This window comes from Flavobacterium sp. LHD-85 (assembly GCF_030929595.1).
Classification (GTDB): domain Bacteria; phylum Bacteroidota; class Bacteroidia; order Flavobacteriales; family Flavobacteriaceae; genus Flavobacterium.
Genome location: NZ_JAVFVR010000005.1, coordinates 194998 through 217850 on the forward strand (window position 1 = coordinate 194998; position 22853 = coordinate 217850).

General features: G+C 33.5%; 22 protein-coding genes and 2 tRNA genes. 11 read left to right on the top strand and 13 right to left on the bottom strand.

Annotated features, from left to right (window positions below; all coding sequences use genetic code 11):
* Nucleotides 1–468 precede the first annotated feature (468 nt).
* A complete protein-coding gene (locus tag RB618_RS10785; RefSeq protein WP_308068734.1) occupies nt 469–1881 on the bottom strand; it encodes an aminopeptidase P N-terminal domain-containing protein in 1413 nt (470 codons plus the stop codon).
* A 263-nt stretch (nt 1882–2144) separates the two neighbouring features.
* On the opposite strand from RB618_RS10785, the gene RB618_RS10790 reads away from it, so the two are divergent.
* On the top strand, nt 2145–2582 hold the full coding sequence (locus tag RB618_RS10790; protein WP_308068735.1) for an META domain-containing protein: 438 nt from the start codon (nt 2145–2147) through the stop codon (nt 2580–2582).
* Between the two features lie 299 nt (nt 2583–2881).
* Here RB618_RS10790 and RB618_RS10795 read toward each other — a convergent pair whose 3' ends face one another.
* From RB618_RS10795 to msrB, 5 genes are all read right to left on the bottom strand, one after another.
* The gene (locus RB618_RS10795) at nt 2882–4126 is read right to left on the bottom strand and encodes a DUF6596 domain-containing protein (RefSeq protein ID WP_308068736.1); all 1245 of its coding nucleotides are present in this window, start codon (nt 4124–4126) and stop codon (nt 2882–2884) included.
* Nucleotides 4127–4189: 63 nt separating this feature from the next.
* Nucleotides 4190–4528: a YciI family protein gene (locus RB618_RS10800; protein ID WP_308068737.1), complete on the bottom strand. Its 339-nt coding sequence runs from the start codon at nt 4526–4528 to the stop codon at nt 4190–4192.
* An 81-nt stretch (nt 4529–4609) separates the two neighbouring features.
* A complete protein-coding gene (locus RB618_RS10805; RefSeq protein ID WP_111424460.1) occupies nt 4610–5062 on the bottom strand; it encodes a carboxymuconolactone decarboxylase family protein in 453 nt (150 codons plus the stop codon).
* A gap of 366 nt (nt 5063–5428) precedes the next feature.
* On the bottom strand, nt 5429–6034 hold the full coding sequence (msrA, locus tag RB618_RS10810; RefSeq protein ID WP_308068738.1) for a peptide-methionine (S)-S-oxide reductase MsrA: 606 nt from the start codon (nt 6032–6034) through the stop codon (nt 5429–5431).
* 7 nt (nt 6035–6041) lie between these two features.
* Nucleotides 6042–6596 carry a peptide-methionine (R)-S-oxide reductase MsrB gene (gene msrB, locus RB618_RS10815; RefSeq protein WP_308068739.1) on the bottom strand — a complete coding sequence of 185 codons (555 nt, stop codon included), beginning with the start codon at nt 6594–6596 and terminating at the stop codon, nt 6042–6044.
* A 294-nt stretch (nt 6597–6890) separates the two neighbouring features.
* Here msrB and idi point away from each other — a divergent pair, with 294 nt between their 5' ends.
* The 7 genes from idi (at nt 6891) to RB618_RS10850 (ending at nt 9998) form a co-directional block, all read left to right on the top strand.
* Nucleotides 6891–7418, top strand: a complete 528-nt coding sequence (gene idi, locus RB618_RS10820; RefSeq protein ID WP_073408979.1) for an isopentenyl-diphosphate Delta-isomerase — start codon at nt 6891–6893, stop codon at nt 7416–7418.
* Nucleotides 7419–7439: 21 nt separating this feature from the next.
* Nucleotides 7440–7850, top strand: a complete 411-nt coding sequence (locus RB618_RS10825; RefSeq protein WP_308068740.1) for a 6-carboxytetrahydropterin synthase — start codon at nt 7440–7442, stop codon at nt 7848–7850.
* Between the two features lie 3 nt (nt 7851–7853).
* Entirely contained in the window at nt 7854–8312 is a 459-nt protein-coding gene (locus tag RB618_RS10830; protein WP_129749009.1) for a peroxiredoxin, read from the top strand.
* 57 nt (nt 8313–8369) lie between these two features.
* The gene (locus tag RB618_RS10835) at nt 8370–9338 is read left to right on the top strand and encodes a type I phosphomannose isomerase catalytic subunit (protein ID WP_308068741.1); all 969 of its coding nucleotides are present in this window, start codon (nt 8370–8372) and stop codon (nt 9336–9338) included.
* Nucleotides 9339–9395: 57 nt separating this feature from the next.
* Nucleotides 9396–9662 (top strand): hypothetical protein, encoded by a 267-nt coding sequence (locus tag RB618_RS10840; RefSeq protein WP_012022371.1) that lies wholly within the window; start codon nt 9396–9398, stop codon nt 9660–9662.
* Nucleotides 9663–9738: 76 nt separating this feature from the next.
* A tRNA-Thr gene (locus RB618_RS10845) sits at nt 9739–9812 on the top strand.
* Nucleotides 9813–9924: 112 nt separating this feature from the next.
* Nucleotides 9925–9998: transfer RNA gene (locus RB618_RS10850), tRNA-Thr, on the top strand.
* A gap of 138 nt (nt 9999–10136) precedes the next feature.
* Here RB618_RS10850 and RB618_RS10855 read toward each other — a convergent pair.
* From RB618_RS10855 to htpG, 5 genes are all read right to left on the bottom strand, one after another.
* Nucleotides 10137–11393: a hydroxymethylglutaryl-CoA reductase gene (locus RB618_RS10855; RefSeq protein ID WP_308068742.1), complete on the bottom strand. Its 1257-nt coding sequence runs from the start codon at nt 11391–11393 to the stop codon at nt 10137–10139.
* 228 nt (nt 11394–11621) lie between these two features.
* Nucleotides 11622–12344 carry a DUF4369 domain-containing protein gene (locus RB618_RS10860; RefSeq protein ID WP_308068743.1) on the bottom strand — a complete coding sequence of 241 codons (723 nt, stop codon included), beginning with the start codon at nt 12342–12344 and terminating at the stop codon, nt 11622–11624.
* 130 nt (nt 12345–12474) lie between these two features.
* Nucleotides 12475–13308 (bottom strand): hypothetical protein, encoded by an 834-nt coding sequence (locus tag RB618_RS10865; RefSeq protein WP_308068744.1) that lies wholly within the window; start codon nt 13306–13308, stop codon nt 12475–12477.
* A 149-nt stretch (nt 13309–13457) separates the two neighbouring features.
* Entirely contained in the window at nt 13458–14723 is a 1266-nt protein-coding gene (locus RB618_RS10870; protein WP_308068745.1) for a patatin-like phospholipase family protein, read from the bottom strand.
* A 166-nt stretch (nt 14724–14889) separates the two neighbouring features.
* Nucleotides 14890–16773 (bottom strand): molecular chaperone HtpG, encoded by a 1884-nt coding sequence (gene htpG, locus RB618_RS10875; RefSeq protein ID WP_308068746.1) that lies wholly within the window; start codon nt 16771–16773, stop codon nt 14890–14892.
* A 202-nt stretch (nt 16774–16975) separates the two neighbouring features.
* On the opposite strand from htpG, the gene RB618_RS10880 reads away from it, so the two are divergent.
* Complete coding sequence (locus RB618_RS10880; protein WP_274254294.1) at nt 16976–17482, top strand: lipocalin family protein; 507 nt, start codon at nt 16976–16978, stop codon at nt 17480–17482.
* Between the two features lie 19 nt (nt 17483–17501).
* A complete protein-coding gene (locus RB618_RS10885) occupies nt 17502–18197 on the top strand; it encodes an OmpA family protein (RefSeq protein WP_308068747.1) in 696 nt (231 codons plus the stop codon).
* Nucleotides 18198–18268: 71 nt separating this feature from the next.
* Here RB618_RS10885 and RB618_RS10890 read toward each other — a convergent pair whose 3' ends face one another.
* Complete coding sequence (locus RB618_RS10890; RefSeq protein ID WP_308068748.1) at nt 18269–19114, bottom strand: thioredoxin family protein; 846 nt, start codon at nt 19112–19114, stop codon at nt 18269–18271.
* A 181-nt stretch (nt 19115–19295) separates the two neighbouring features.
* On the opposite strand from RB618_RS10890, the gene RB618_RS10895 reads away from it, so the two are divergent.
* On the top strand, nt 19296–20246 hold the full coding sequence (locus RB618_RS10895) for an ABC transporter ATP-binding protein (protein ID WP_308068749.1): 951 nt from the start codon (nt 19296–19298) through the stop codon (nt 20244–20246).
* A 108-nt stretch (nt 20247–20354) separates the two neighbouring features.
* On the opposite strand, the gene RB618_RS10900 is transcribed toward RB618_RS10895, so the two are convergent.
* Nucleotides 20355–22766, bottom strand: a complete 2412-nt coding sequence (locus RB618_RS10900) for a prolyl oligopeptidase family serine peptidase (RefSeq protein ID WP_308068750.1) — start codon at nt 22764–22766, stop codon at nt 20355–20357.
* Nucleotides 22767–22853: the final 87 nt, after the last annotated feature.

The following is a 22853-nucleotide window of genomic DNA, read 5'->3' on the forward strand; positions in this document are numbered from 1 at the left end:
AGTTGCGTTTTATAAAAAAAGACAAAGCTCTCTTGCAATGCATTTTTTTAAATTAATGCGAAGAGGCAGATTTTTCCTGATTCGAAAAATTGCGGTTAGGATATTTTAGCTAGAAAAATTGGATTTCATTTTGCAGATGTGAGATCCTTGGATTTAGGTAAAGCAGATCCCCATGTTACCTGTTTGAATCCGTCGTTTTTTTCGGCTTACCTTCACTGGTTTGGGAAATTGAAGTGCGATAAATAGTGCCTATTTTGGGACTACTAATTTACGAAAAAAAGAGATGTGGAATGTCTTAAAATTAAACTATTAGTCTTGTTCTTGCTTGTAGCGCATTTGTTTTTGGTTATTTGTATTTGTTTTAATCCGAATATTCATGAAATTATATTAAAAAACCATTAGTAAATGCTCTGTTATTTACTAATGGTTTTATAATGTTTTAGGTTGCTTTTAAAAACTTTTCAGGGTTTATATTTTCGGGAATTTCATATCATTAAAAGTGCTCTTTTGCTTAGCCAAAGCTTCGATATCTTGCCATTTTCTTGGAGAATCTGCAGACAGGTTTTCATAAGAATCTTTAAGCATTAAAATATCATCTTCGATACGAACACCAATATTCCACCATTTTTTATCGCATTTGCTGTTTGCCGGAATGTAGATTCCAGGTTCTACAGTAAGAATCATGTTTTCTTTTATAAGAGTTTGTGGACCATTATAAGTTCCTTTGTCGTGAACATCTAAACCAAGAAAGTGCGAGCATGAGTGAGGATAATATAATTTTACATCTTTTGGATCTGTAATAATTCCAAGTTTGATTAGGCCTTTTGCTATTACATCTTTTGCAGTTTCGTTTAAAGCCACTAGCGGAGTTCCTTCTTTACAGATTTTAAAAACAGCTTCTTGAGCATCATATACTATTTGATAAATCGCTTTTTGTTCTTCGGTAAATTTTCCGTTTGCCGGAATTGTTCTGGTAACGTCTGCTGAATAGCCGTGGTACTCAGAACCAACATCCATTAATAATAATTGATTGTCGATTTTTGTGGCATTGTTTTCCCAATAGTGCAAGATACATCCGTTTGCTCCAGCTCCTATAATCGGGCCATAGCCTTCGCCTTCTGCGCCATAATGCTTATGAATGTAGGCGTGAATTCCGTCGGCTTCGTTTTCGCTCATATCTGGGCCAACAGCTTTCATCACTTCGTTGTGGGCAATACAAGAAAGTTTTACTGTTTTGCGCATCAAAACAAGTTCTTCAGGAGTTTTTATTTCACGAAGAGAACTGGTAATTTTATTGAATAAATCGGTTGAAGTTTCATTTGCTTGCGTAATTCCAGCTTTAGCTTTAAATGATTTTAATAATGCATATAAATTGTCAGGATTACTGTTTTCTGCAACATCTGTTGGGAATTTATCATAAATGATTTTATCAAATTTTGAGAAATCAACGGTAAACGCATTAAAATCTTTTCCGTTATAAACAGCTGTAAAACCTAGTTTCGATTTTGCGCCTTCAACTCCTAAACGTCTTCCTGTCCACATTTCGTGTGTAGCATTTCTTTCTCGTACAAAAAGGACTTCATTATATTTTTCGGTTCCTTGTCCTTCTTTAAAGATTAATAATATTGCATCTGGTTCTTTGTATCCTGATAAATAATACATGTCGGGATTTGAGTGATAATTGTAATCGATGTCTCTAGAAAAGACTCTTTCTGGATAAGAAAAAACAACGGCAACTGAATTAGCAGGCATTAAAGCTCTAAAAGCTTCACGACGCCCTTGATGAAATTCTTTTGTGAGATAATCTGTTGGAAGGTTTTCTTGCGAATGAGCAAATGGTGCTGTCAAGGCAAATACAAACAAAAATAGAATTTGTTTCATTTTTTTAGGTTTTTGTTGATGATTTTGGTTTTTTGATTGATGCAAAATACAAAAAAAAAAGTGTCACTTGTTTTATTTTAAACATTTGACTCATAAAACTTTAAATAATTTGTAGTAACTTAGAGACAAAAATAACAGTTTATACCAAGAACAAAACTTCAATAAACCTGCAAACTGGGCACGAATATTGAGAAAAGAATTTTTATAGAATTATTTTAGTTCAAAAAAACAAAACAAATTATAAATCTTTAAAATCCACTTTTATGAAAAAATACACATTTGCAGTCCTTTCAGTTTTAACTTTATTATTTGCTTCATGTACGGCATCAAAATCTGCTTCTAATGCAGACGATTTATTTGGCACAACTTGGGAGTTGGAATATATCTCGGGACCAAGAATTGCATTTCAAGGATTATATCCGAATAAAAAACCACAACTTACTTTCGATCAAAAAGAAACTAAAGTTTATGGAAATAACGGATGTAATGGTTATAGTGCCTCTTATACCTTAAAAGGAAAGTCTTTGACTTTTGGACAAGAGGGACCAACTACAATGATGTTTTGTGAAGGTGGCGGTGAACAAGTATTTCTAAAACAAATTAGACAAATTACAAGTTATTCTATTGATAAAGACGGTAAACTAAATTTAATTCAGGGCGATATTCCTGTAATGAGATTTAAAAAAGTGGCTAAACAATAGTTTTAAAATCAAAATAAGGAAAATAGGCTGTCTTAAAAGGACAGTTTTATTTGTAAGCTCCGGAGGAGCCAAATATTTATAGCAAAGAATAAATGTTTACAATATAAAGCTCCGGAGGAGCGACATATATTTAAGTTGAAGAAAAAAATATGTCGCTCCTCCGGAGCTTTTTTATTTGTCGTAGTGAAATTCTATAAATATTTTACCCCGCTGGGGTTTTACAGATAAAATAAATTTTATAAATATTTCGTTCAACAAAAAAACTATTCTTTTAAGGAGTCTATTTTTTTACATTAAAGCTAATTGGTTTTCAACTTCAACTGCTCCATATTTTTGCTGATGATGTTTTTGTCAGATGCTGTTTTAGCTAAGCCAAATGCGGTTTCAAAATGCTGAAATGCTTTTTTTGCATCAATTTCCGAATAAAGATTTCCTAGTAGAGAATAATAAAAATGATTATCTGTTAAATTTAATTTTTCGGCTTCTTTGATTGCTTCTTCTTTGCCGTTTACTTTAGATAAAGCATAGGTCCTGTTTAAAGCCACAATTGGCGAATATTCTAAAATGATTAGATTATTGTAGAGTTCTAGAATATTTTCCCATTTCTCGATGGTTTCATTTTTAATAGTGTGCCAATAAGCAATTCCGGCTTCTAAGTGATATTTGGAAAGTGTATTTCCTGTTGAGGATTGGCTAAGGAAATAAGTTCCTTTGTCTATTAATTCCTGATTCCAAAGTGATTGATCTTGATCTTCATATAAAATAATTTCGCCGTTTAAGCTAGTTCGCGCATCAAATCTTGAAGAATGAAAACACATTAAAGCCATTAAAGCATTGGTTTGCGGGAGATTTGTACTTTCATTTTGAATTAATAAATAAGTCAGACGCATGGCTTCGGTGCAAAGATCTTTTCGTAAAGTGGTATTTTGCGAAATCGAGTAGTAGCCTTCGGAATAAAGCAGGTAAATCGTTTTTAGAACGGTTTGAATTCTGTCTTTTATTTCAGAATTGCTTGGATGCTGAATTTTTATATTTTCTTCTTTCAGTTTTTCTTTGGCGCGATTAATCCTTTTGTAAATAACTTCTCTGTTGGATAAAAAAGCATCAGAGATTTCATTTATTCCAAAACCGCAGAGTAAATTTAAGGCAAGAGCAATTTGAGCTTCTTCAGAATTGCACGGATTGCAAACGGTAAAAATCATCGCCAGCTGACTGTCTGCAATATTTTGATCAGATAAATCAATATCTATTTCAGGATTGTTTAACGGAGTATTGTGTTTTATTTCGGTAACTATTTTGGTTTCAAAAACGTTATTTCTTTTCAGGTAGTTTTTGGTTTTGTTTTTGGCAACGGTATAAAGCCAGGCTGAAGGGTTTTCGGGAATTCCTTTAATTGCCCAGGTTTCTGAAGCAGTTAGAAAAGTATCGCTTACAATATCTTCTGCAATTTCGATATGCTGAATTCCAAATAAACTGCAGAGAACTGAAACTATTTTTTGATATTCGGTTCTGAATAAATTGGGGATAAGTTCTTTGTGCTCCATATTTTAAGGAAAAAATGCCTAAGAAAAGATACAAAGGCATTTTTATATAAGTTAGTTCAAAATTTAAACTGCCATTCTAATTTCGACATTTCCGCCAAAATTTAAAACCGGACATCCTTGTGCAATTTCGGCTGCTTCATCATAATCTTTGGCTTTAATGATTATTAGTCCACCAATAGATTCTTTAATTTCAACAAAAGGACCGTCAGTAATTCCTTTGTTTGAATTTACAAGTTTTCCCTGACCGTCCCATTTTTGTAAAGGTCTAGCCAGTTTATCCTGAGCAGCAAGACTTCCAAACCAGTTTTGCCATTGCTGTAAATGTTGCTGCAATTCTTCTGGAGAGGGCTGTGTTTCTTTTGTTTTAAAATCTCGTCTGAAAATCAATAAAAACTCATTCATTTTTTTATGTTTTATAATTGAATAATTTCCTTTTAGTTGTATAAAGTTAATTGTTTTTAGAAAATAAAAATCAATTATTGTTTACCCAAATTGTCCCACTCTGTAAGTTCCAGGTACGTTGGCAAAAGTGATATTAAGACGGTTCCAAGCATTAATAGCAGCAACTGCAAGAGTAAGATCGATTAATTCTTGTTCTGTAAATTCGGCTTTTGCAATTTCGTAAATTTCGTCTGGAACATCACATGCATTTACTGCTTCTGCTAGAGCAAGAGCAACTCTTTCTCTTTTTGTATAATAAGGAGCTTCTCTCCAAACGCTTAATCCGAATAAACGCTGTGGTGTTTCTCCAGCAGCTAAAGCTTCTTTTGAATGCATGTCTAAACAATAGCCGCAATTGTTGATTTGAGAGATTCTGAAATTTATTAATTCCATAAGAGAAGCTTCGATTGTTCCTTTTTTCAAGTAACCGCTGATTCCAAATAATGTGCTAACTGCTTTTTGACCTTGTTCGAATAAATTAAGTCTAGTTTCCATGATGTATATTTTTTAATTGTTTATACCCTAATAACAATCGAACTTTCAGGATTGGACAAAAAAGATGAAAAAAAATAAAATATTTTTTCAATTAAAAGAAAACCCCAATGTTTATAAGGGTTAGCAAACAAAAAAAAAGGATGATTAAATCGAAGAATTTATAAAATTATCTTGTCAGCAAGCCCCAGCGGGGTAAAATATGTATAGAATTTCATAAGACAAATAAAAAAAGCTCCGCAGGAGTGACATATATTAGATTATAAAATATATGTCACTCCTGCGGAGCTTTATATTGTAAAAAACGTTTTTGCTATAAATATTTCGCTCCTCTGGAGCTTTCCAAAAGATAGAAGCGGTTAATATTCTTTATTTCTTTTTGAGTTTGTCTTTAAAAACCTTTTCAAACTTTTCTATTTTCGGCTGAATCACCATTTTGCAATACGGCTGATTTTTGTTGTTGGCATAATAGTTTTGATGGTAATCTTCGGCTTTATAAAAAACTTTAAAAGGTTCCACTTTAGTTACAATTGGACTGTTATAAACTTTCGCTTTATTCAATTCTGCAATAATGCTTTGTGCCGCTTTTTTCTGTTCGTCATTTTTATAGAAAATAACAGAACGGTATTGTGTTCCCACATCTGCTCCCTGACGATTTAAAGTTGTCGGATCGTGAACGGTAAAAAAGACTTTGAAGATTTCGTTTATATCAGTTACATTTTTGTCGTAGGTAATCTGAACCACTTCAGCGTGACCAGTTTCTCCTGTGCAAACTTCTTCATAAGTCGGATTAGCAACTTTTCCTCCTGAAAATCCTGAAACAACAGATTTTACTCCGTCCAGATTTTCGTAAACGGCTTCAACACACCAGTAACATCCTCCACCTAGTGTTATGGTTTCTAGATTCGCTTTTTTATTTTGGGAAATGCCATTTAGCGAAAGCGCAAAAAGACATATTAAAAGTATGTTTTTCATTTGTAGCTTATTTAGTATCGGGAATAAAATCAAGAGCAATCGAATTCATGCAGTAGCGTTTTCCGGTTGGTTCAGGACCATCATCAAAGATGTGTCCTAAATGTCCGCCGCATCGCCCGCAAAGCGTTTCAATTCTTTCCATACCAAGAGAATTATCTTCTTTAAAAACAATACTTTTTTTGTTTTCCTGTTGGAAAAAGCTTGGCCATCCGCAGCTGCTGGAAAATTTAGCTGTAGATCTAAAAAGTAGGTTTCCGCAAGAGGCGCAATAATAAGTTCCTTTTTCGTCGGTATTCCAATATTTGCCTGTAAAAGGTCTTTCGGTATCGGCCTCACGCATTACGGCATAAACATCTTCGGGAAGTACTTTTTTCCATTCGGCATTGCTTACATTTAGTTTTGTTGTGTCGGTATTTGAATAGTAAGGATTTCCGGGTTTACTGATTTTATTTTCCATAACAGCAGTTTGTGCAGTTTGTTTTTTAGTGTTTTGTCCGCAGGCTTGTAAAATAAAAAGCGGAAGTAAAAAACAAAGACTGAAAATTAGGTTTTTAGATTTCATAAGTTCTTAGGTGCATTAATCTGTATATCAAAGATACGTTGAGAACCAGCTTCAAATTACAGACTGTGTTATTATTGAGATTTTTTTAAGTGTGTTTTAACTTTTTATTAGTTACGTAAAACAACGCAATGTAGTTTTTATGTCTTAATTTTAACTGCTTTTAAAATTTAACGTAAAATATAACGTTGTAAATCAGTAGAATAGAAATAGGATAAAAAGCTTAACTTTTGCCAAACTGAATTAGCATTTTTAAGCCATTTCTTTTTTCGTATTTTTGTTTGCTTAAGAAGCCTTATGACAGAAGAAAACGTAATACTAGTTAATCAGAACGATGAACAGATTGGCTTGATGCCAAAATTAGAAGCACATGAAAAAGCGCTTTTGCACCGTGCCTTTTCAGTTTTTATTTTAAATAGTAAAAACGAAATTATGCTGCAGCAGCGTGCTCATCATAAATATCATTCTCCGTTGCTTTGGACAAACACTTGCTGCAGTCATCAGAGAGAAGGAGAAACAAACATTGAAGCGGGAAGCCGAAGATTGTTTGAAGAAATGGGTTTTAAAGCTGAGCTGAAAGAGTTGTTTCATTTTATCTATAAAGCACCTTTTGATAATGGTTTGACAGAACACGAACTAGATCATGTTATGATTGGTTATTATAATGAGGAGCCAAACATAAACCCAGACGAAGTGGAAGACTGGAAATGGATGAGTATTGAAGATGTTAAAGCAGATATTGAGAAACAGCCCGAAATTTATACCGTATGGTTTAAGATAATTTTTGATGAATTTGATCATTATCTGGAAGACCATAAATTATAGCCAAACTAACCAAAAGCATAAATGAGAGTAACCATATCAAGAAAAGCACATTTTAATGCTGCACATCGACTTTATCGAAAGGATTGGTCATTTGAAAAAAACGATGCTGTTTTTGGAAAATGCAACAATCCCAACTTTCATGGTCATAATTATGGTTTAACAGTAAGTGTTACAGGAAAAATTGACCCCGAAACTGGTTTTGTTCTCGATGTGAAAGTATTAGCGGATATTATACGAGAAGAAGTAGAAATTCCGTTTGATCACAAAAATCTCAATCTGGATGTTCCAGAATTTGCAGATTTGAATCCGACCGCAGAAAATATTGCTGTTGTGATATGGAATAAAATTAGACAACGAATTCATGCCGACTTTGATCTTGAAGTTGTATTGAACGAAACGGAACGAAATTTTGTAACTTATAAAGGAGAATAAAAAATGTCATTAAAAATAGGAGATATAGTTCCGAATTTTACTGCGAAAGACAACAATGGTGAACTTTTTGAAAGCCAAAGCGTTTTAGGAAGAAAGCCGCTGGTGATTTATTTTTACCCAAAAGATAATACGCCAGGATGTACGACCGAAGCTTGCAGTTTTCGGGATCAATACGAGGATTTTAAAGATTTGGGAGCTGAGGTAATTGGTATTAGCAGCGATAGTGTAAAGTCACATCATAAATTTGCTGCTAAACATAAATTACCTTTTATTTTGCTTTCAGATCAGGATAAAAGATTAAGAAAACTTTTTGGTGTGCGTAATAATCTGTTCGGACTTCTGCCAGGACGTGTTACCTATATAATTGATAAAAATGGTTTGGTGATTTCGATATTTGATAGCGCAAATGCAGCTAAACATATACCGAAAGCGTTAGAAGCTGTACAGGAATTAGTATCATAGAAAACCAAAATAGTATCAGAATAGAATTAATTAAACAAATATATTAGCCTAAAAAACATGAGTCAAAATTTATACCCTTTGCAATTTGAACCGATTTTGAAAGAAAGAATCTGGGGAGGAGAAAAATTAAAAACAGTTCTAAACAAACCAATCGTTTCTAAGATTACGGGCGAAAGCTGGGAATTATCTACAGTACAAGGAGATGTAAGTGTGGTTGCAAATGGAGTTTTAAAAGGAAAATCTTTAATGGATTTAATCGACGAAACACCAGATGCTATTTTAGGAACTAAAGTTTATGAGAGATTTGGAAAACAATTCCCATTACTTTTTAAATACCTAGATGCAAGAGAAGATCTTTCTATTCAGGTGCATCCAAACGATAAATTGGCTAAGGAGCGTCACAATTCATTCGGAAAAACTGAAATGTGGTACGTAATGCAGGCTGATGCCGATGCTAGAATTATTGTTGGATTTAAAGAAGATTCTAGTAAAGAAGAATATTTAAAGCATTTAAATGATAATACTTTGGTTTCAATCTTAGACGATGTGAAAGCAAAATCAGGAGATGTTTTCTTTTTAGAAACAGGAACCGTTCATGCAATTGGCGCTGGATTGGTAGTTGCAGAAATTCAACAAACATCTGATATTACATATAGATTGTATGATTTTGACCGTGTAGATGCGCAAGGAAATAAAAGAGAATTACACGTAGATCTAGCTCTTGATGCTATAAACTACAATAAAGTTGATACACAAAAGAAATACGATTCAAAAATCAATACTTCAAATGTTGTAGTAGATTGTCCTTATTTCACGACAAATTTTATTCCATTAGAAGATAAAGTAGAAGTTGTGAAATCTGGAGAAACATTTACTGTTTACATGTGTATTGAAGGAAGCTTCGAAATCGAATATGACGGTTTTAAACATACTTACATTAAAGGAGATACTGTCTTGATTCCAGCTGCGATAAATGCATTTGTTTTGAACGGAAAAGCTTCAATTTTAGAAATTTACATTTCTTAGCACTTATTCTAAAGATAATATGTACTTTTGCAGACGCAAATTAAAATTATAATAAAAATGGCAAACGTTAAAAATTTAAAGAAAGACATCAATTTTGTATTAGGAGATATTATTGAGGCAGTTTACTTGTTTGAGATGTCTACAACAGGAAATCCTACTCCAGAAACGAATGCTTTAATCGATGAAGCTATCGCTGCATTTGATACTTTGATTACAAAAGTGAACGCTAAGAACGTTGAAAATAAAAAAGCACACTTCAAACAAATCAATGTTGAATTAGAACAAACTGCTAATCAATTGATTGAAAAAATCAACGCGCTTTAAGCAAAAAAAAGTGTAAAAAAGTGCAAAAATATTTTGGGAAATTGAAAAACCGCTTTATATTTGCACCCGTAATGACGCCGATGTAGCTCAGCTGGCTAGAGCAGCTGATTTGTAATCAGCAGGTCGTGGGTTCGAGTCCCTCTATCGGCTCAAAAAACGGAAACCATCACAGAAATGTGGTGGTTTTTTTAATTATAGAGAGAGGTGTGAAATTTTTTTTGGAATATTAAAAAACATTTATATCTTTGCACTCGCAAAATAGGCCGATGTAGCTCAGCTGGCTAGAGCAGCTGATTTGTAATCAGCAGGTCGTGGGTTCGAGTCCCTCTATCGGCTCAAAAACCATCACAGAAATGTGGTGGTTTTTTTTTTGTTCCAAAAAAGAAATAAACTCCAATATAAAAATTCCAAATCCCAATTTTTAACGAAATTGGAATTTGGAATTTGAAATTTGAATTTTAGGATTTAATTAATTTATCTTCCTAGGGTTTGATGTGCAGCTGTAAATTGTCCTGAAGACATTGCTGCCAAAATTGAAAGTTCGCCAGTTAAACATAGGGCAATTGCAATTTCAGCAAATTTGCCGCTTTTTCCAGCGCCATAGCAGTCTAATAGTTCAAGACATTCTCTTTGGGTAGGAAATGAAGTTCCGCCGCCAACTGTCCCTACAATCATATTAGACATAGTAATGGCAAAATAAATGTCGTTGTCTTCAGTGATTTCCATTCTTGTTACGGCAACAGAAGCTTCACCTGTACAAGCAACATCTTGTCCACAGGCAATAAACAAAGCTGCGAGTCCATTTGAAGGATGCATTCCGCCGCCTACTACACCTGCTTTTTTTGCCCCAGAAACGCATATTCTCCATTGTTCATGCAATAATGCCGGAGTTGTTTTTAAAACCGATTTAATGACCTCTTTTTTCAGTACGATTTCTGCAGTAACTTTTTTTCCGCGAACTCTGGTATTTAAGGGGCTTATTTTTTTATCGCCAGAAAAATTACCTTCAATAGTCCAGAAAACTGGTTTTATTGGACAGTTTTCCAAAATGTATTGGCATATTCTGTCCGAACAAATCGTTACCATATTTTGACCTGAAGCATCGCCCGAAGTAAATTCAAATTTTAAGATCAGAATGTTTCCTTCGATATTAATGCCAATGTCATTTAAAATGGCATAATTACTGGTTTCTCTGGTTAGTGCCGAAAAGGTTTCAGTATGGTCTAAAACCCATGACACAAATTTACCTAATTCAATAACGGTTTTGAATTTAAAAGTTGGAGTTCTTTGTACGCCCTCTTGAAGTGTAACGGCAGTTATAGGTCCAGATTCTCGACAGGCTTTTGCGCCTCTATTATAGGAAGCAAGTAAGGCGCCTTCGGTAGTAGCAAGGGGAACGTAAAAAGGGCCTTGGGCAAGACTTCCGTTTATTACTAACGGACCAATAATTCCGGTAGGAATCTGGCTCATTCCGATGTAATTTTCGATGTTGCCTTTAAGACTTTCGTTGTTAGAGAAAACTTTTTCTCCAGAAAGAAAATCTAGGTCTAAGTTTAATTGGCTGCGAATAAAATTCAAACGCAATTTTTGCCCGTTTAAAGTGTACGGGTCTTGGTCTGGAATTTTTTCTGCTTGGGAGTGTTTGGGATTGTAAGATTCTAGTTTGTGAAAAACAGACGAATCTATAAAATCATGCTTAGGTCGACTGATGTTGTTGATTAAATTTTCCATAAATGTAGTTTTTTAGTTTGAAGCTAAGTTATTACAAATCAGATGAATACGCGTGTATATTCTGACAATTTAACTTTTAATTGTTTAATTATCAGATATTTATGAAAATAAAAGTCAATTGCAAAAAAAAGGGCATAAAAAAATCCTGTTCTTTTAAAAACAGGATTTGTGAGAAGGTAGAAAAAGTGTATTTTTTAGTTGTAACTTATTGTTTTTTATTGGATTAAGTTATTTAGGTTGCTCGCTTTTTTTAATTTCGGCAACATATTTTGTCAATTTCTTTCCGTAAAGAGATTGAGCCACTTTTGGTGTCATTGATTTTTGAATCGTATCAAGAAACTTCAAATTGATATCGTAAATCTCTGCTAAAGCAATATAAGGTGCTACTTCGTGATCTTTATTGTTGATGGCAAAGTTTGTAGCGTATAAATATTTTCTTTTGATGTTTGACTGTTGTTTAGCATCAATGCTGTCAACTGCTTTTTGATCTTGTCTTTTTAATGCTTTAAATTTTGATTCAACCATTGAAAGGTTTTCATCTCTAAAACGAGTATTGATTTTTTGATATTCTTCGTATAGCTCTTGGTTTTTAGATCCCGTAATTTTTGCGCCAGCGATGAAGTTGTCTAAATTGGTTTCGATATTAATATTTCCCGGTTCAGCAAAGAATAAGATGTTGTTGTCTAGTGAATTTGTTACACCTCGATCTAAATATAAATATAACATTTCAGGAGATTCTAATTTAATGTCTCTTTCAAAAGCTGAATTTCCGTCAATTTTAATGCTGTCAATGGCAACAAGAGAAGTGTCAACAACTCTTTGGATATATAAAGTTCCGGTTTTTAAACCTTTAATGTTTCCTGTGATATGTAAATTATCAGCAGCTGTTTCTTTTTTGCTGCAAGATGCTAATACTGCAAGAGTAACAAAAGCAATTAATGTTTTTTTCATTGGTTTTTGAGATTTTGGTGCAAAATAAAGAAAATAGTTTAAAAGTAAAGAGGTAGCTGTTTTATTTTTAAAAAAAATAAATCCCAATCTATTTCTAAATTGGGATTTTAAAATCATGCAGGAAAAGGTCTTACATCGATAAATTGAATGAAGAGCCGTTCTCGTGCGTATACGTATAAATTGCATCACAGTCGTTATTTCCGTAATCTACAACGCCATTTAAAATACCTCCCTGTACTTTTAATTGTCCTTTAGAAATAAAAAGGCAAGAATATTTTTTGATTAATGGTTCTTTTACAGTCAAAGTAAGTGTTTCTCCATTTGAAGCTGTTACTGTGTGTGTGCCTTCTGTAACTTCATATACATTGTCAGATAAGACAAAAGGAGTGTCTACTCCCGCAGTTTGTTTAGTAGTATAAATTCCAGAGTTGGTATAAACGCCTCCTTGTAAATCTGTAAGTTTTCCGTTAGTCACTTTTCTAGTCCATTGTGGTACAGTTGGAGTAGTTGTAGTATTGGTATATTCAATAGTACCTTCCAATTTGATGCCTTTTATAGAATAGTCAATTCTTTCAATTGTCATTTTACTTCCAGTTTCAATAATTGGTCCTGAAAGAGTTACTTTTAATTTTCCTTTTCGTGTAAGATTGTTTCCGTCTGTGCATCCCACAGTTCCAAAATCTGCTAAAAAGACTTTTGGATAATTTCCTCCGTTTGGTGTGGTAACAGTGATCGTTGCGCAAATTCCAGGAGCTGTCTCTGTAGTTTTTCCAGTTGTAGAGGTGCTTGTTGAGATTAAAAGACCAGTGCTAAGGTCCATTTCGTTTGAAGTGTCAACAGCAACTGAAGCTCCAATGTTTGTCAGACTTGTTGAAGCGGTTTCTTCGTGATTGTCACTTGAACAAGATACGTATAAAAGTGCTGTAGCACAAATAGCTGATAATAAAATAGCTGTTTTTTTCATAATGGGTTTTGTTTTGGATTAGATTAATAAGGCAGTCAAATGTAACAAAAAAATAAATTACAATTAAAAAATCCTGTAAAGGTTAATTCACAGGATTTTATAACGGTTTTTTGAAGGAAAAATTATGGTTGGTTATCTTAAAAATAATTTCAAACAGACTTGTAGTAGTTGCTTTTGGCCTTTCTGATTTTTTTATATTCTTCCCAATTAAAGCGGTTTAAGAAAACGGCTGCATTTTGAGCGCCACGAATAAATAGATCAATTTTTGCATCATCGGTAAGATTAAAGTTTAGCCAATTATGGCTTCCAGTGTCTATATATCCGATGAGATTTTTAAAATCTGGGTTTTTTTGCAGGAATTCAGAATCGTAACCATAGCGTGAAGTGTCAAACATTGAGCCTATTAAGCTGGAGAATTTTTCGTTTTTATTGATTTCGCTTTTGTCGTAACCAAGTTTGATTCCGAAAGTTGGAGAAGCAGGCACATTCAAGTTTTCATGAAAAATGTCAATCGGAAAATTTGAAATAATACCGCCATCCATAAACATAACTTCCGAGGGTACCGATGTTCGTAGACAAGTTGCATCGTTCCACTTGTTCCAAGCATCAATTCCGCTTGGAATATTTTTGATTTTAAAAGGAGTAAAAAATAATGGAATCGACATAGAAGCACGAACAAAATCGGCTGGATTTTGAACGTCTGGATTGGCGTAAAATAAGTCGATCATTTTTGGAAATATGATTTTGCTTTCGGTTGTAATATCGGCCGTAATTATGGCCATTTGGCTCCAATGATCTACTCGAGTATATTCTTCTTTGTCGCCATGATTTAAGCGGTTTATTCGATATAGCTGATTTTTGTCTGAAACGCCTTTTTCTCTCAAAGCTTTCAAATCGGCATAATTTTTTATTCCTTTTTGCGAAAGCAGATTGGTCATCCATTGGTGGAAATTGTTTCCTGGATTTAATCCTAAATCATCTTTAAAATTATCCACCACCTGACAGCCTTTCATTACTAATTTTAGATTTCCGGCATCGCTTAAAAGTGCATCGATAAATTCGCGGGCATCATGATCGCCGTCAACAAAATCGTATAAATTTTTATTGCATAAACAGTCTAAAATCCATTCAGATTTCTGTATGTCGCATGTTCCCGCAGCTGCCATAAGCATAGTATTGATGCTTCCTGCTGAGGTTCCTGCCAGGCTTAAAAACCGAATTCCCATTTGTTCCAAAACATATACATAGCCCACTAATGCAATTCCGAGAACACCGCCGCCTTCTTGTACAAGATCAACATATTGGCAATTATTTTTGTCGACAATGTCGGAGAACTTTTTGTCCTTAATCTGTTCTTTTAAATCCTTTATAATTGCTAGAACTTCTCCGTTTTCTGTAAACTTTCTTTTATCCATGATTTCTAGAATTTAGATTTGATTGTTTTTTTGATTAACAAAATTATGGAAAGGGGATTTTGGAGAAAAGGGGAGAATGACCCTTTTTTATAGGGTGATTTTAGGGCAAAAAAAATCCTGCAAAATTTAAATTTGCAGGATTTTAGAAATATTATTTTTCGAATGATTATTTAATCATTTCAAAACTTCTTTTTACGAAAGCAGTAAGTGCTTCACCTTTTAAAAGGTTTTGAGATAATTTAGCCAAATCTAAAGCTTGTTTAACTAAATGTTCTTGGTGCGTTTTGTCTTCTGTATTTAAGATGCTTGAAGCTAAATCAGAATTTGTATTTACGACCAAATTGTACATCTCTGGCATATTGCCCATTCCGAACATTCCGCCACCGCCAGTTTGGCTCATTTCTTTCATTCTTCGCATAAATTCTGGCTGAGTGATAATGAAAGGAGCTGCTTGAGAATCCATAGCTTCTAGCTGAACGCTATATGCTTTTGGAATATAAGCTTCTAAAGAAGTTTTTAAAGCTGCTTTTTCGTCATCAGATAATTTAGAAATAGCGTTTTCTTCTTTTTTGATCAAGTTGTCAACATGATCAGAGTCAACACGTACAAAAGTTAATCCGCTGTTATCGTTTTCGATTTTCTGGATTAAATGTGAAATAATCGGAGAATCTAAAAGCAATACTTCGTATCCTTTTTCTTTTGCAGCTTCAATATAAGAGTGTTGTGCATCTTTGTTTCCAGCATAAAGAACTACAAGTTTACCATCTTTATCAGTTTGGTTTTCTTTTAGTTTTTCTTTTAATTCTTCTAAAGTGAAGTAAGTGTCATCTACAGTTGGATACAAAACAAATGCGCCAGCTTTTTCGTAGAACTTCTCTTCAGAAAGCATTCCGTATTCTAAAACGATTTTAATATCATTCCATTTTGCCTCAAAATCTGCACGGTTCTCGTTAAACAAAGCTTTCAATTTGTCAGCTACTTTACGAGTAATGTAGTTTGAGATTTTCTTAACCGCACCGTCAGCCTGTAAACCAGAACGAGAAACGTTTAACGGAATGTCTGGAGAATCGATTACACCTTTCAACATCGTCAAGAATTCAGGAACAATTCCTTCTACGTTATCTGTAACGTAAACTTGGTTTTGGTACAGCTGAATTTTGTCTTTCTGGATCTGCATGTCGTTTCCTAATTTTGGGAAATACAAAATACCAGTTAAATTAAACGGATAATCTACATTTAAGTGAATGTGGAATAACGGCTCTTCAAACTGCATTGGATACAATTCTCTGTAGAAGTTTTTATAATCTTCGTCAGATAATTCAGAAGGCTGTTTTGTCCAAGCTGGATTTGGGTTATTGATGATGTTGTCAGTTTCAACAGTTTCATTAACGTAATCTTCTGGAGCATCTTCTGGTTTTGGAAGCGTTTCAGTTCTTGTTCCGAATTTAATCGGAATAGGCATGAATTTGTTGTATTTGTTTAATAAACCACTGATTTTAGAATCGTCTAAGAATTCCAAAGAATCTTCTGCAATATGAAGAATGATTTCAGTTCCGCGTGAAGTTTTGTCAGCTGGTTCTAAAGTGAATTCAGGACTTCCGTCACATGTCCAGTGCGCAGCTGGCTCGTCTTTGTACGATTTTGTAATGATTTCAACTTTTTCAGCTACCATAAAAGCAGAGTAGAAACCAAGACCAAAATGCCCGATGATGCCAGAATCTTTAGCAGAATCTTTGTATTTGTCTAAGAATTCTTCAGCACCAGAAAACGCTACTTGATTAATGTATTTTTCAACTTCATCAGCCGTCATACCTAAACCTTGGTCGATAATGTGGATTTTTTTACCTTCTTTGTCCACTTTAACTTCGATAATCGGGTTTCCGTATTCAACTTTAGCTTCGCCAATGCTGATAAGGTGTTTTAATTTTAAAGTAGCATCAGTACCGTTAGAAACAAGCTCACGCAAGAAAATTTCGTGGTCACTGTACAAGAACTTTTTAATTAAGGGAAAAATGTTTTCTACCGAAACATTAATTTTACCTGTTGCCATATTTTTTAATTTTTGATTTAATTTGATGATTTTCATTTGTTCAAATAGAATACCAATTGTTTTTTGGGTGACAAAATGTCGGAAATGTTAATTTTGAAAGAAAATAATTGGATTCTAGAACTAAAAATATCTCAACGAATCGTATATTTGTGGTACAATAATTGTTAAAAAGACAAATATTAATCTAAAAAAATTGTACAAAATGAAGAAGAGTATTTTAATGTGTATGATTGCCGCTCTGTTTTTTGCGTGTAAATCATCTTCGTCCACAACAGCTTCATCTTCTGAGGCTACTACACTTTCAACTAAACTTGACAAGAAAACTCAGGTAGCCCTAAAAGGAAATTGGGTTCTAACTAACGTATCTTATCCGGGTTCAGATTATATCAAAGTAAATTCTTTTGATCTTGCCGATTCTAAATGTTTTATTGGAAGTACTTGGAGTTTTATTTCTAATAATAATAAAGGAAATATGGCTTTAACATCACCAAGTTGTACTGGATTTTCTTCTCCAATTGTATGGAGTATAAACAGCCAAGGTCTGTTTGTGCTTAAAATTCTTAATGCAGGCGAAAAAGCTAAGAAAGTAAGAGATGGTTATTTACTAAAAGTAGCTGGCGTAACTGAAAGTTCATTTCAGTTAGTAGATAATATAAATGTTGGAGGTCAGGTAAAAGATGTGGTCTACCAATTTCAAAGAGCTAATTAATATTTTAAAGGTATAAAAAATGAGAAAGATAACGGTTTTAGGTTTAAGCAGTTTATTGGTATTGGCTAGCTTTTTTACAAGTTGCGATTCAGTACAAAATGCAAATAACACGCAAAAAGGTGCTGGAATTGGTGCTGTTGCTGGTGGTGTTATTGGTGGTATTTTAGGAAATAATATTGGTAAAGGCGGTAACGCTGCACTAGGAGCTGTAATTGGAGCTGCTGTTGGCGGTGGAACTGGAGCTTTGATTGGAAACAAAATGGATAAGCAAGCTCGTGAAATCGATCAGGCGCTTCCAGGTGCCGATGTTGAAAGAGTTGGTGAAGGAATTCACTTGACTTTGAACGAAAATGCGGTTCGTTTTGATACTAACAAATCTACTTTGACTACTCAGGCAAAAGCTAATTTAGATAAATTGATTCCTGTTTTCACAGATTACGGAGATACTAATATTGAAATTTTTGGTTATACTGACAATACAGGAAAACCAGAATATAACTTGACACTTTCAGGACAAAGAGCGGCTTCTGTTCAAGCTTATTTGGTTTCTAAAGGATTGAAAGCAAGCCGTTTTAAAACTTCAGGTTTAGGAATTGCAGATCCAATTGCAACAAATGACACTCCAGAAGGAAGAGCGCAAAACCGTCGTGTTGAATTCTCAATTACAGCAAACGACAAAATGGTAAATGACGCTAAAGCGGAAGCTGGAAAATAATTTCAAGACAAAATAAAATATTAAAAAAGCTGTTTCATAATTGAGGCAGCTTTTTTTTGTTAATGATTCTTTTATTTTGATTTTTCATAAAAAGCATAAAGTTGATTGCAGTTTTCAATGACATTTTCTAAATCATTTTCTTTTAGAAATTTTTCTACAACAACTGCGTCTTCCAGATTATTCTTGACAGACAAATACTTTAAAAACCAATATTGATAATCGTTCAATTCGTTAATTTCTTCCGCTTTAATTGCTGAGATTTTTTTGTTCAGCTTTTCAAAATCAAAGCGATATGCTAATTCGTATAGGCCTAAAAGCTCAAGTTTTTGTTTCTTTTGCAAATAGTTTTCGTCACTTTTCTTTAATTCATCTTTAGCATCTTTTAAATATTCATTAGCAACACGAACTATTCTGCCTTTAATATTGTTATTTACTAATAGAGAATAATTGTAATATTTCTGCGCTATCCGAATAGCTGTATTGTATTTTTGAGTTTGGTAGAAACCAATTAATTCTGTGGCTAAATATTCTGTAGATAAACTATATTGTATTAATTCTCTTTTTAAATCAGAAGCAGTTTGATAACCTGTAAATTGATGAATAATTTTTCCGTTAAGATCAATAATAAATATACTGGGAAGAAGCCTAATCTGGTATTTAAAAGCAATGTCCCGGTTCATATCGACATCTATTTTTAGGGTTACAAAATCTTTAAGAATTGTTTGAATCTGGACATCATTCCAAGCATTTAAATCCATTTGCTTGCAAGGACCACACCATTTTGCAGTAAAATCTACAAGTATCAGTTTGTGTGTGCTTAAAGCCGCCTTTTGAGCATCTTCCATAGAAGTAAACCACGCTGCCTCAATTCTATATGATGTAAAAAGCAATATTATTAAAAGGAGCAATTTTTTCATAAATTAATTATAAATTTCAAACAAATAAAGTAAAAAAAAGATTACATATAAAATTATAATGTTAATTTTTAAATAATTTTTCTGACAATAAACTTACTTAAGAAGAGTTTCATAATTGAAGCAGCTTTTTTTTGACTTTAGAAATTAAACATTGTAAATTTGACGTCTCATATTACAACTCATGCTCGACATACAAAATATATCTTTTTCGTACACCGAAAGCCCCGTTATAAAAAACATTTCTTTTTCTATTGAAAAAGGTCAGAACATTGCCATTATTGGTGAGAGTGGTTGCGGAAAAAGTACGCTGCTCAAGCTTATATATGGACTTTACGATCTGGATGAAGGAAAGATTTTTTATGGGGATAAACCTATTTTGGGACCAAAGTTTAATTTGATTCCCGGAATGCCTTACATGAAATATCTGGCGCAAGATTTTGATTTGTCTCCTTATGAAACAGTTGCAGAAAATGTTGGGAAGTTTCTATCAAATGGTTTTGCAAACATGAAAAAACTTCGTGTTCAGGAATTGTTAGAGATGGTAGAAATGGATCAGTTTGCTAATGTTAAAACCAAATTTTTAAGTGGTGGACAACAGCAAAGAGTGGCTTTAGTAAGAGTCTTGGCTTTGGAGCCCGAAGTGATTTTATTAGACGAACCATTCAGCCAGATTGATGCTTTTAGAAAAAATGCTTTGCGTCGTAATTTATTTCGCTACCTAAAACAAAAGGGAATTACCTGTATTATTGCTACGCACGACAGTACAGATGCTTTGTCTTTTGCAGATCAGGCAATTGTGATGCGAAATGGTGAAGTATTGGTAAAAGACGATCCTTCAAAAATTTACGAAGATCCGAAAGTTAAATATGTAGCTTCTTTGTTTGGAGAAGTAAATGAAATTCCAACTCATTTATTATTGTCTTATGCAGACGAAACGCATAAAACGTTAGTTTACCCGCATCAGTTTAAAATGGTTTCAGAATCAAAACTAATGGTGAAAATTAGAAGAACTTATTTTAGAGGAAGCCATTATTTGATTGAAACGGTTTATAAAAGACAATTGATTTTCTTTGAAAGTGAAATAGATTTGCCGCTCGAACAAGAAGTTTTTCTGGCTTTAAATTATTTGTAATTAGGAAATGTACCAATTAGAAAATTAGATAATTTCTAATTGTTAAAATAATAAACCCGACAGGTTTCAAAAATCTGTCGGGTTTACTTTTGGAATTAAATGATGAATTTAGTTTTTCAGATATTTTTCTAGAAACTGATCTTGTTCCCATAATAAGTGAAGAATGTTTTCTTTTGCTACATAACTATGAGATTCTTTTGGTAGAATAACCATTCTTGCTGGCGCTCCTAAACCTTTTAATGCTTGAAAATAACGTTCTGTCTGCAAAGTAAAAGTTCCAGGATTATTGTCTGCTTCTCCATGAACCAATAAAATTGGCGTTTTCATTTTTTCAGCATTCATAAATGGAGACATTGTATTGTAGACTTCTGGTGCTTCCCAGTAATTTCTCTGTTCAGATTGGAATCCGAATGGGGTTAAAGTCCTATTGTAAGCACCGCTTCTTGCAATTCCGCAAGCAAAAAGATTAGAATGTGTCAATAAATTTGCGGTCATAAATGCTCCGTAAGAATGTCCTCCAACAGCCACTTTTTTACGATTGATATAGCCTAAAGCGTCAACAGCATCGATCGCAGCGGCAGCATTATCAACTAACTGAGAAATAAAGTTGTCGTTTGGTTCTGTAGTTCCTTCACCAATAATTGGAAAAGCGGCATCGTCTAAAACAACATATCCTTTTGTAACCCAATATACAAATGATCCGTAGTAAGGAAATGTAAATTCGTTAGAATTTTGAGTCGATTGCGAAGCGCTGTTTCTATCTTTATATTCAGCAGGATATGCCCAGATCAGTAGTGGCAGTTTTTCTTTTTTAGTTTTATCATAACCCGCAGGAAGATATAAAGTTCCTGAAAGCTCTAATCCGTCTTTACGTTTGTACTTGATAACTTCTTTGCTAACATTTTTAATGCTTTCAAACGGATTTTTGAAATCAGTAACTTGTGTTAAGCTATTTTGTTTTTTAATATTTCTAAAATAATAATTTGGATATTCGCTTTTTGACTGAATTTGAACTAGGACTTTTCCAGACTTAAAATCTTCAATTTCTAAAATATCCTCTTTTTTATCTTTGTAAGGAGAAGTATAAATACGTTTTGATTTTAAAGTTTCCAGATTGAATTCGTCTACAAAAGGAAATTGTCCATTTTTAGTGTAACCTTCGCCAATTCTATATAAGTTGTTTTTTTCGACAGCTAAAACATATTTATTATAAGCATTTTTTCTTGTTTCAAAAACTCCAGGGTCTGAATAAACATCCTGAGAATTTCTATCCGTAATCAGTTTTGGCTGTTGGCTTGGATTTGATGGATTTATTAAAAACGTTTTGGTATTTCTCGTATCGTACCATTCTTCTGAAAGAACCGCTAAATTATCATTTCCCCAAGTAATATCGCTGAAACGCTGTGGTGTTTTTGCCAATGAAGAAGCCTCTTTGTCGAAAGGGGCATCCCAAAGAAAAACTTCATCTCTAAAATCGACTTTGTTAGCAGGATCACCTTCGTCTAAAGCTACCACATAAGATAATGTTGCAGGTTTGTCATTTCTCCATGCCATTTCTCTTTTTCCTTTTCGAACAGCCATAAAACCTTTTGGCATAATTTCGTTCAAAGGCACATCGTTTACAGTTTTGATTTCTCTTCCGCTTAAATCGTAAACAATAGTTTTAGAAGGGAATCTGTATAAAGGAACTACATAAGAAAATGGCTTTTGAATTGTCGTTAGCATAATATAATTGCCATCAGGCGAGATTTTCTCTCCAAAATACATGGCAGCATCTTTATATAAGGCAGCATCACCGTTTAATTTTACTTTGTATAATTCAGAAGTTATGCAGTTTTCAAAATTAACTTCGTCGTTTTTGTTTTTCAGCATATCAGGATAAGTTCTGTTTTGAGATTTTTCTCCTGAAGTGTTTGAAATAATTGGGCCCGTTGGCAGATCTTTTTTAGAATCTAAAAGTGGCTGTCTATTTTTAGGAAGCATTTTTACTAAGATAGTTTCGCTGTCCAAAAACCAGCTAAACGGATTTCCAAGATTTCCATTTACTCTAGCTTCTGTGAGTTTTTCTGCCTGAGCTGTTGCCACGTCTAAAACCCAAAGTTCAACACCCGAATTTGTAGTATGAGAAAACAAGATTTTTTTGTCATTTGGCGACCAAAGAATGTTTGTTATTTTTGGATTATCAGGAAGGCCTTTAACCTGAATTTCTTCCTTGCCGCTTATTTTTCGTAGTTTTAGATTGTTTAGATAAGTTGCAGTACTTGAAATGTTAGTAACGGGATTAATTCTTAAACCTGCTAAACGAACTTCGTCTTGATTGAGATCATCGAGCGTTTTATAAGTATTGCGATACATTAAGAGCATGTTTTCTTTTTTTGTATCCATAGATACAGAAGGTGCTCTTTGATAATCTGCCAAATCTAAAATAGATTTAGAAGGTTTTTGATACCTTAGATTTTCTTGAGCAAAAGAGAAAAAACTTATATTTAAAAATAAAAACAGCGTAACCTTTAATTTCATAGTTTAAATTTTATGGGTTTGTAATGGTATTCAAAATGTTTGTCTAAAATACTTTTATGTTGTTACATCTTGGAGCTTATTTTTAAT

Excerpts from the sequence above, each read along its gene's own strand:
- htpG (WP_308068746.1), bottom strand. The coding sequence starts at position 16,773 with ATGGCAACAGGTAAAATTAATGTTTCGGTAGAAAACATTTTTCCCTTA.
- RB618_RS10855 (WP_308068742.1), bottom strand. The coding sequence starts at position 11,393 with ATGGAAAATTTAATCAACAACATCAGTCGACCTAAGCATGATTTTATA.
- RB618_RS10785 (WP_308068734.1), bottom strand. The coding sequence starts at position 1,881 with ATGAAACAAATTCTATTTTTGTTTGTATTTGCCTTGACAGCACCATTT.
- msrB (WP_308068739.1), bottom strand. The coding sequence starts at position 6,596 with ATGAAATCTAAAAACCTAATTTTCAGTCTTTGTTTTTTACTTCCGCTT.
- RB618_RS10885 (WP_308068747.1), top strand. The coding sequence starts at position 17,502 with ATGAGAAAGATAACGGTTTTAGGTTTAAGCAGTTTATTGGTATTGGCT.
- msrA (WP_308068738.1), bottom strand. The coding sequence starts at position 6,034 with ATGAAAAACATACTTTTAATATGTCTTTTTGCGCTTTCGCTAAATGGC.
- RB618_RS10835 (WP_308068741.1), top strand. The coding sequence starts at position 8,370 with ATGAGTCAAAATTTATACCCTTTGCAATTTGAACCGATTTTGAAAGAA.
- RB618_RS10895 (WP_308068749.1), top strand. The coding sequence starts at position 19,296 with ATGCTCGACATACAAAATATATCTTTTTCGTACACCGAAAGCCCCGTT.
- RB618_RS10795 (WP_308068736.1), bottom strand. The coding sequence starts at position 4,126 with ATGGAGCACAAAGAACTTATCCCCAATTTATTCAGAACCGAATATCAA.
- RB618_RS10790 (WP_308068735.1), top strand. The coding sequence starts at position 2,145 with ATGAAAAAATACACATTTGCAGTCCTTTCAGTTTTAACTTTATTATTT.
- RB618_RS10865 (WP_308068744.1), bottom strand. The coding sequence starts at position 13,308 with ATGAAAAAAACAGCTATTTTATTATCAGCTATTTGTGCTACAGCACTT.
- RB618_RS10870 (WP_308068745.1), bottom strand. The coding sequence starts at position 14,723 with ATGGATAAAAGAAAGTTTACAGAAAACGGAGAAGTTCTAGCAATTATA.
- RB618_RS10805 (WP_111424460.1), bottom strand. The coding sequence starts at position 5,062 with ATGGAAACTAGACTTAATTTATTCGAACAAGGTCAAAAAGCAGTTAGC.
- RB618_RS10860 (WP_308068743.1), bottom strand. The coding sequence starts at position 12,344 with ATGAAAAAAACATTAATTGCTTTTGTTACTCTTGCAGTATTAGCATCT.
- RB618_RS10800 (WP_308068737.1), bottom strand. The coding sequence starts at position 4,528 with ATGAATGAGTTTTTATTGATTTTCAGACGAGATTTTAAAACAAAAGAA.
- RB618_RS10880 (WP_274254294.1), top strand. The coding sequence starts at position 16,976 with ATGAAGAAGAGTATTTTAATGTGTATGATTGCCGCTCTGTTTTTTGCG.
- RB618_RS10830 (WP_129749009.1), top strand. The coding sequence starts at position 7,854 with ATGTCATTAAAAATAGGAGATATAGTTCCGAATTTTACTGCGAAAGAC.
- RB618_RS10890 (WP_308068748.1), bottom strand. The coding sequence starts at position 19,114 with ATGAAAAAATTGCTCCTTTTAATAATATTGCTTTTTACATCATATAGA.
- RB618_RS10900 (WP_308068750.1), bottom strand. The coding sequence starts at position 22,766 with ATGAAATTAAAGGTTACGCTGTTTTTATTTTTAAATATAAGTTTTTTC.
- idi (WP_073408979.1), top strand. The coding sequence starts at position 6,891 with ATGACAGAAGAAAACGTAATACTAGTTAATCAGAACGATGAACAGATT.
- RB618_RS10825 (WP_308068740.1), top strand. The coding sequence starts at position 7,440 with ATGAGAGTAACCATATCAAGAAAAGCACATTTTAATGCTGCACATCGA.
- RB618_RS10840 (WP_012022371.1), top strand. The coding sequence starts at position 9,396 with ATGGCAAACGTTAAAAATTTAAAGAAAGACATCAATTTTGTATTAGGA.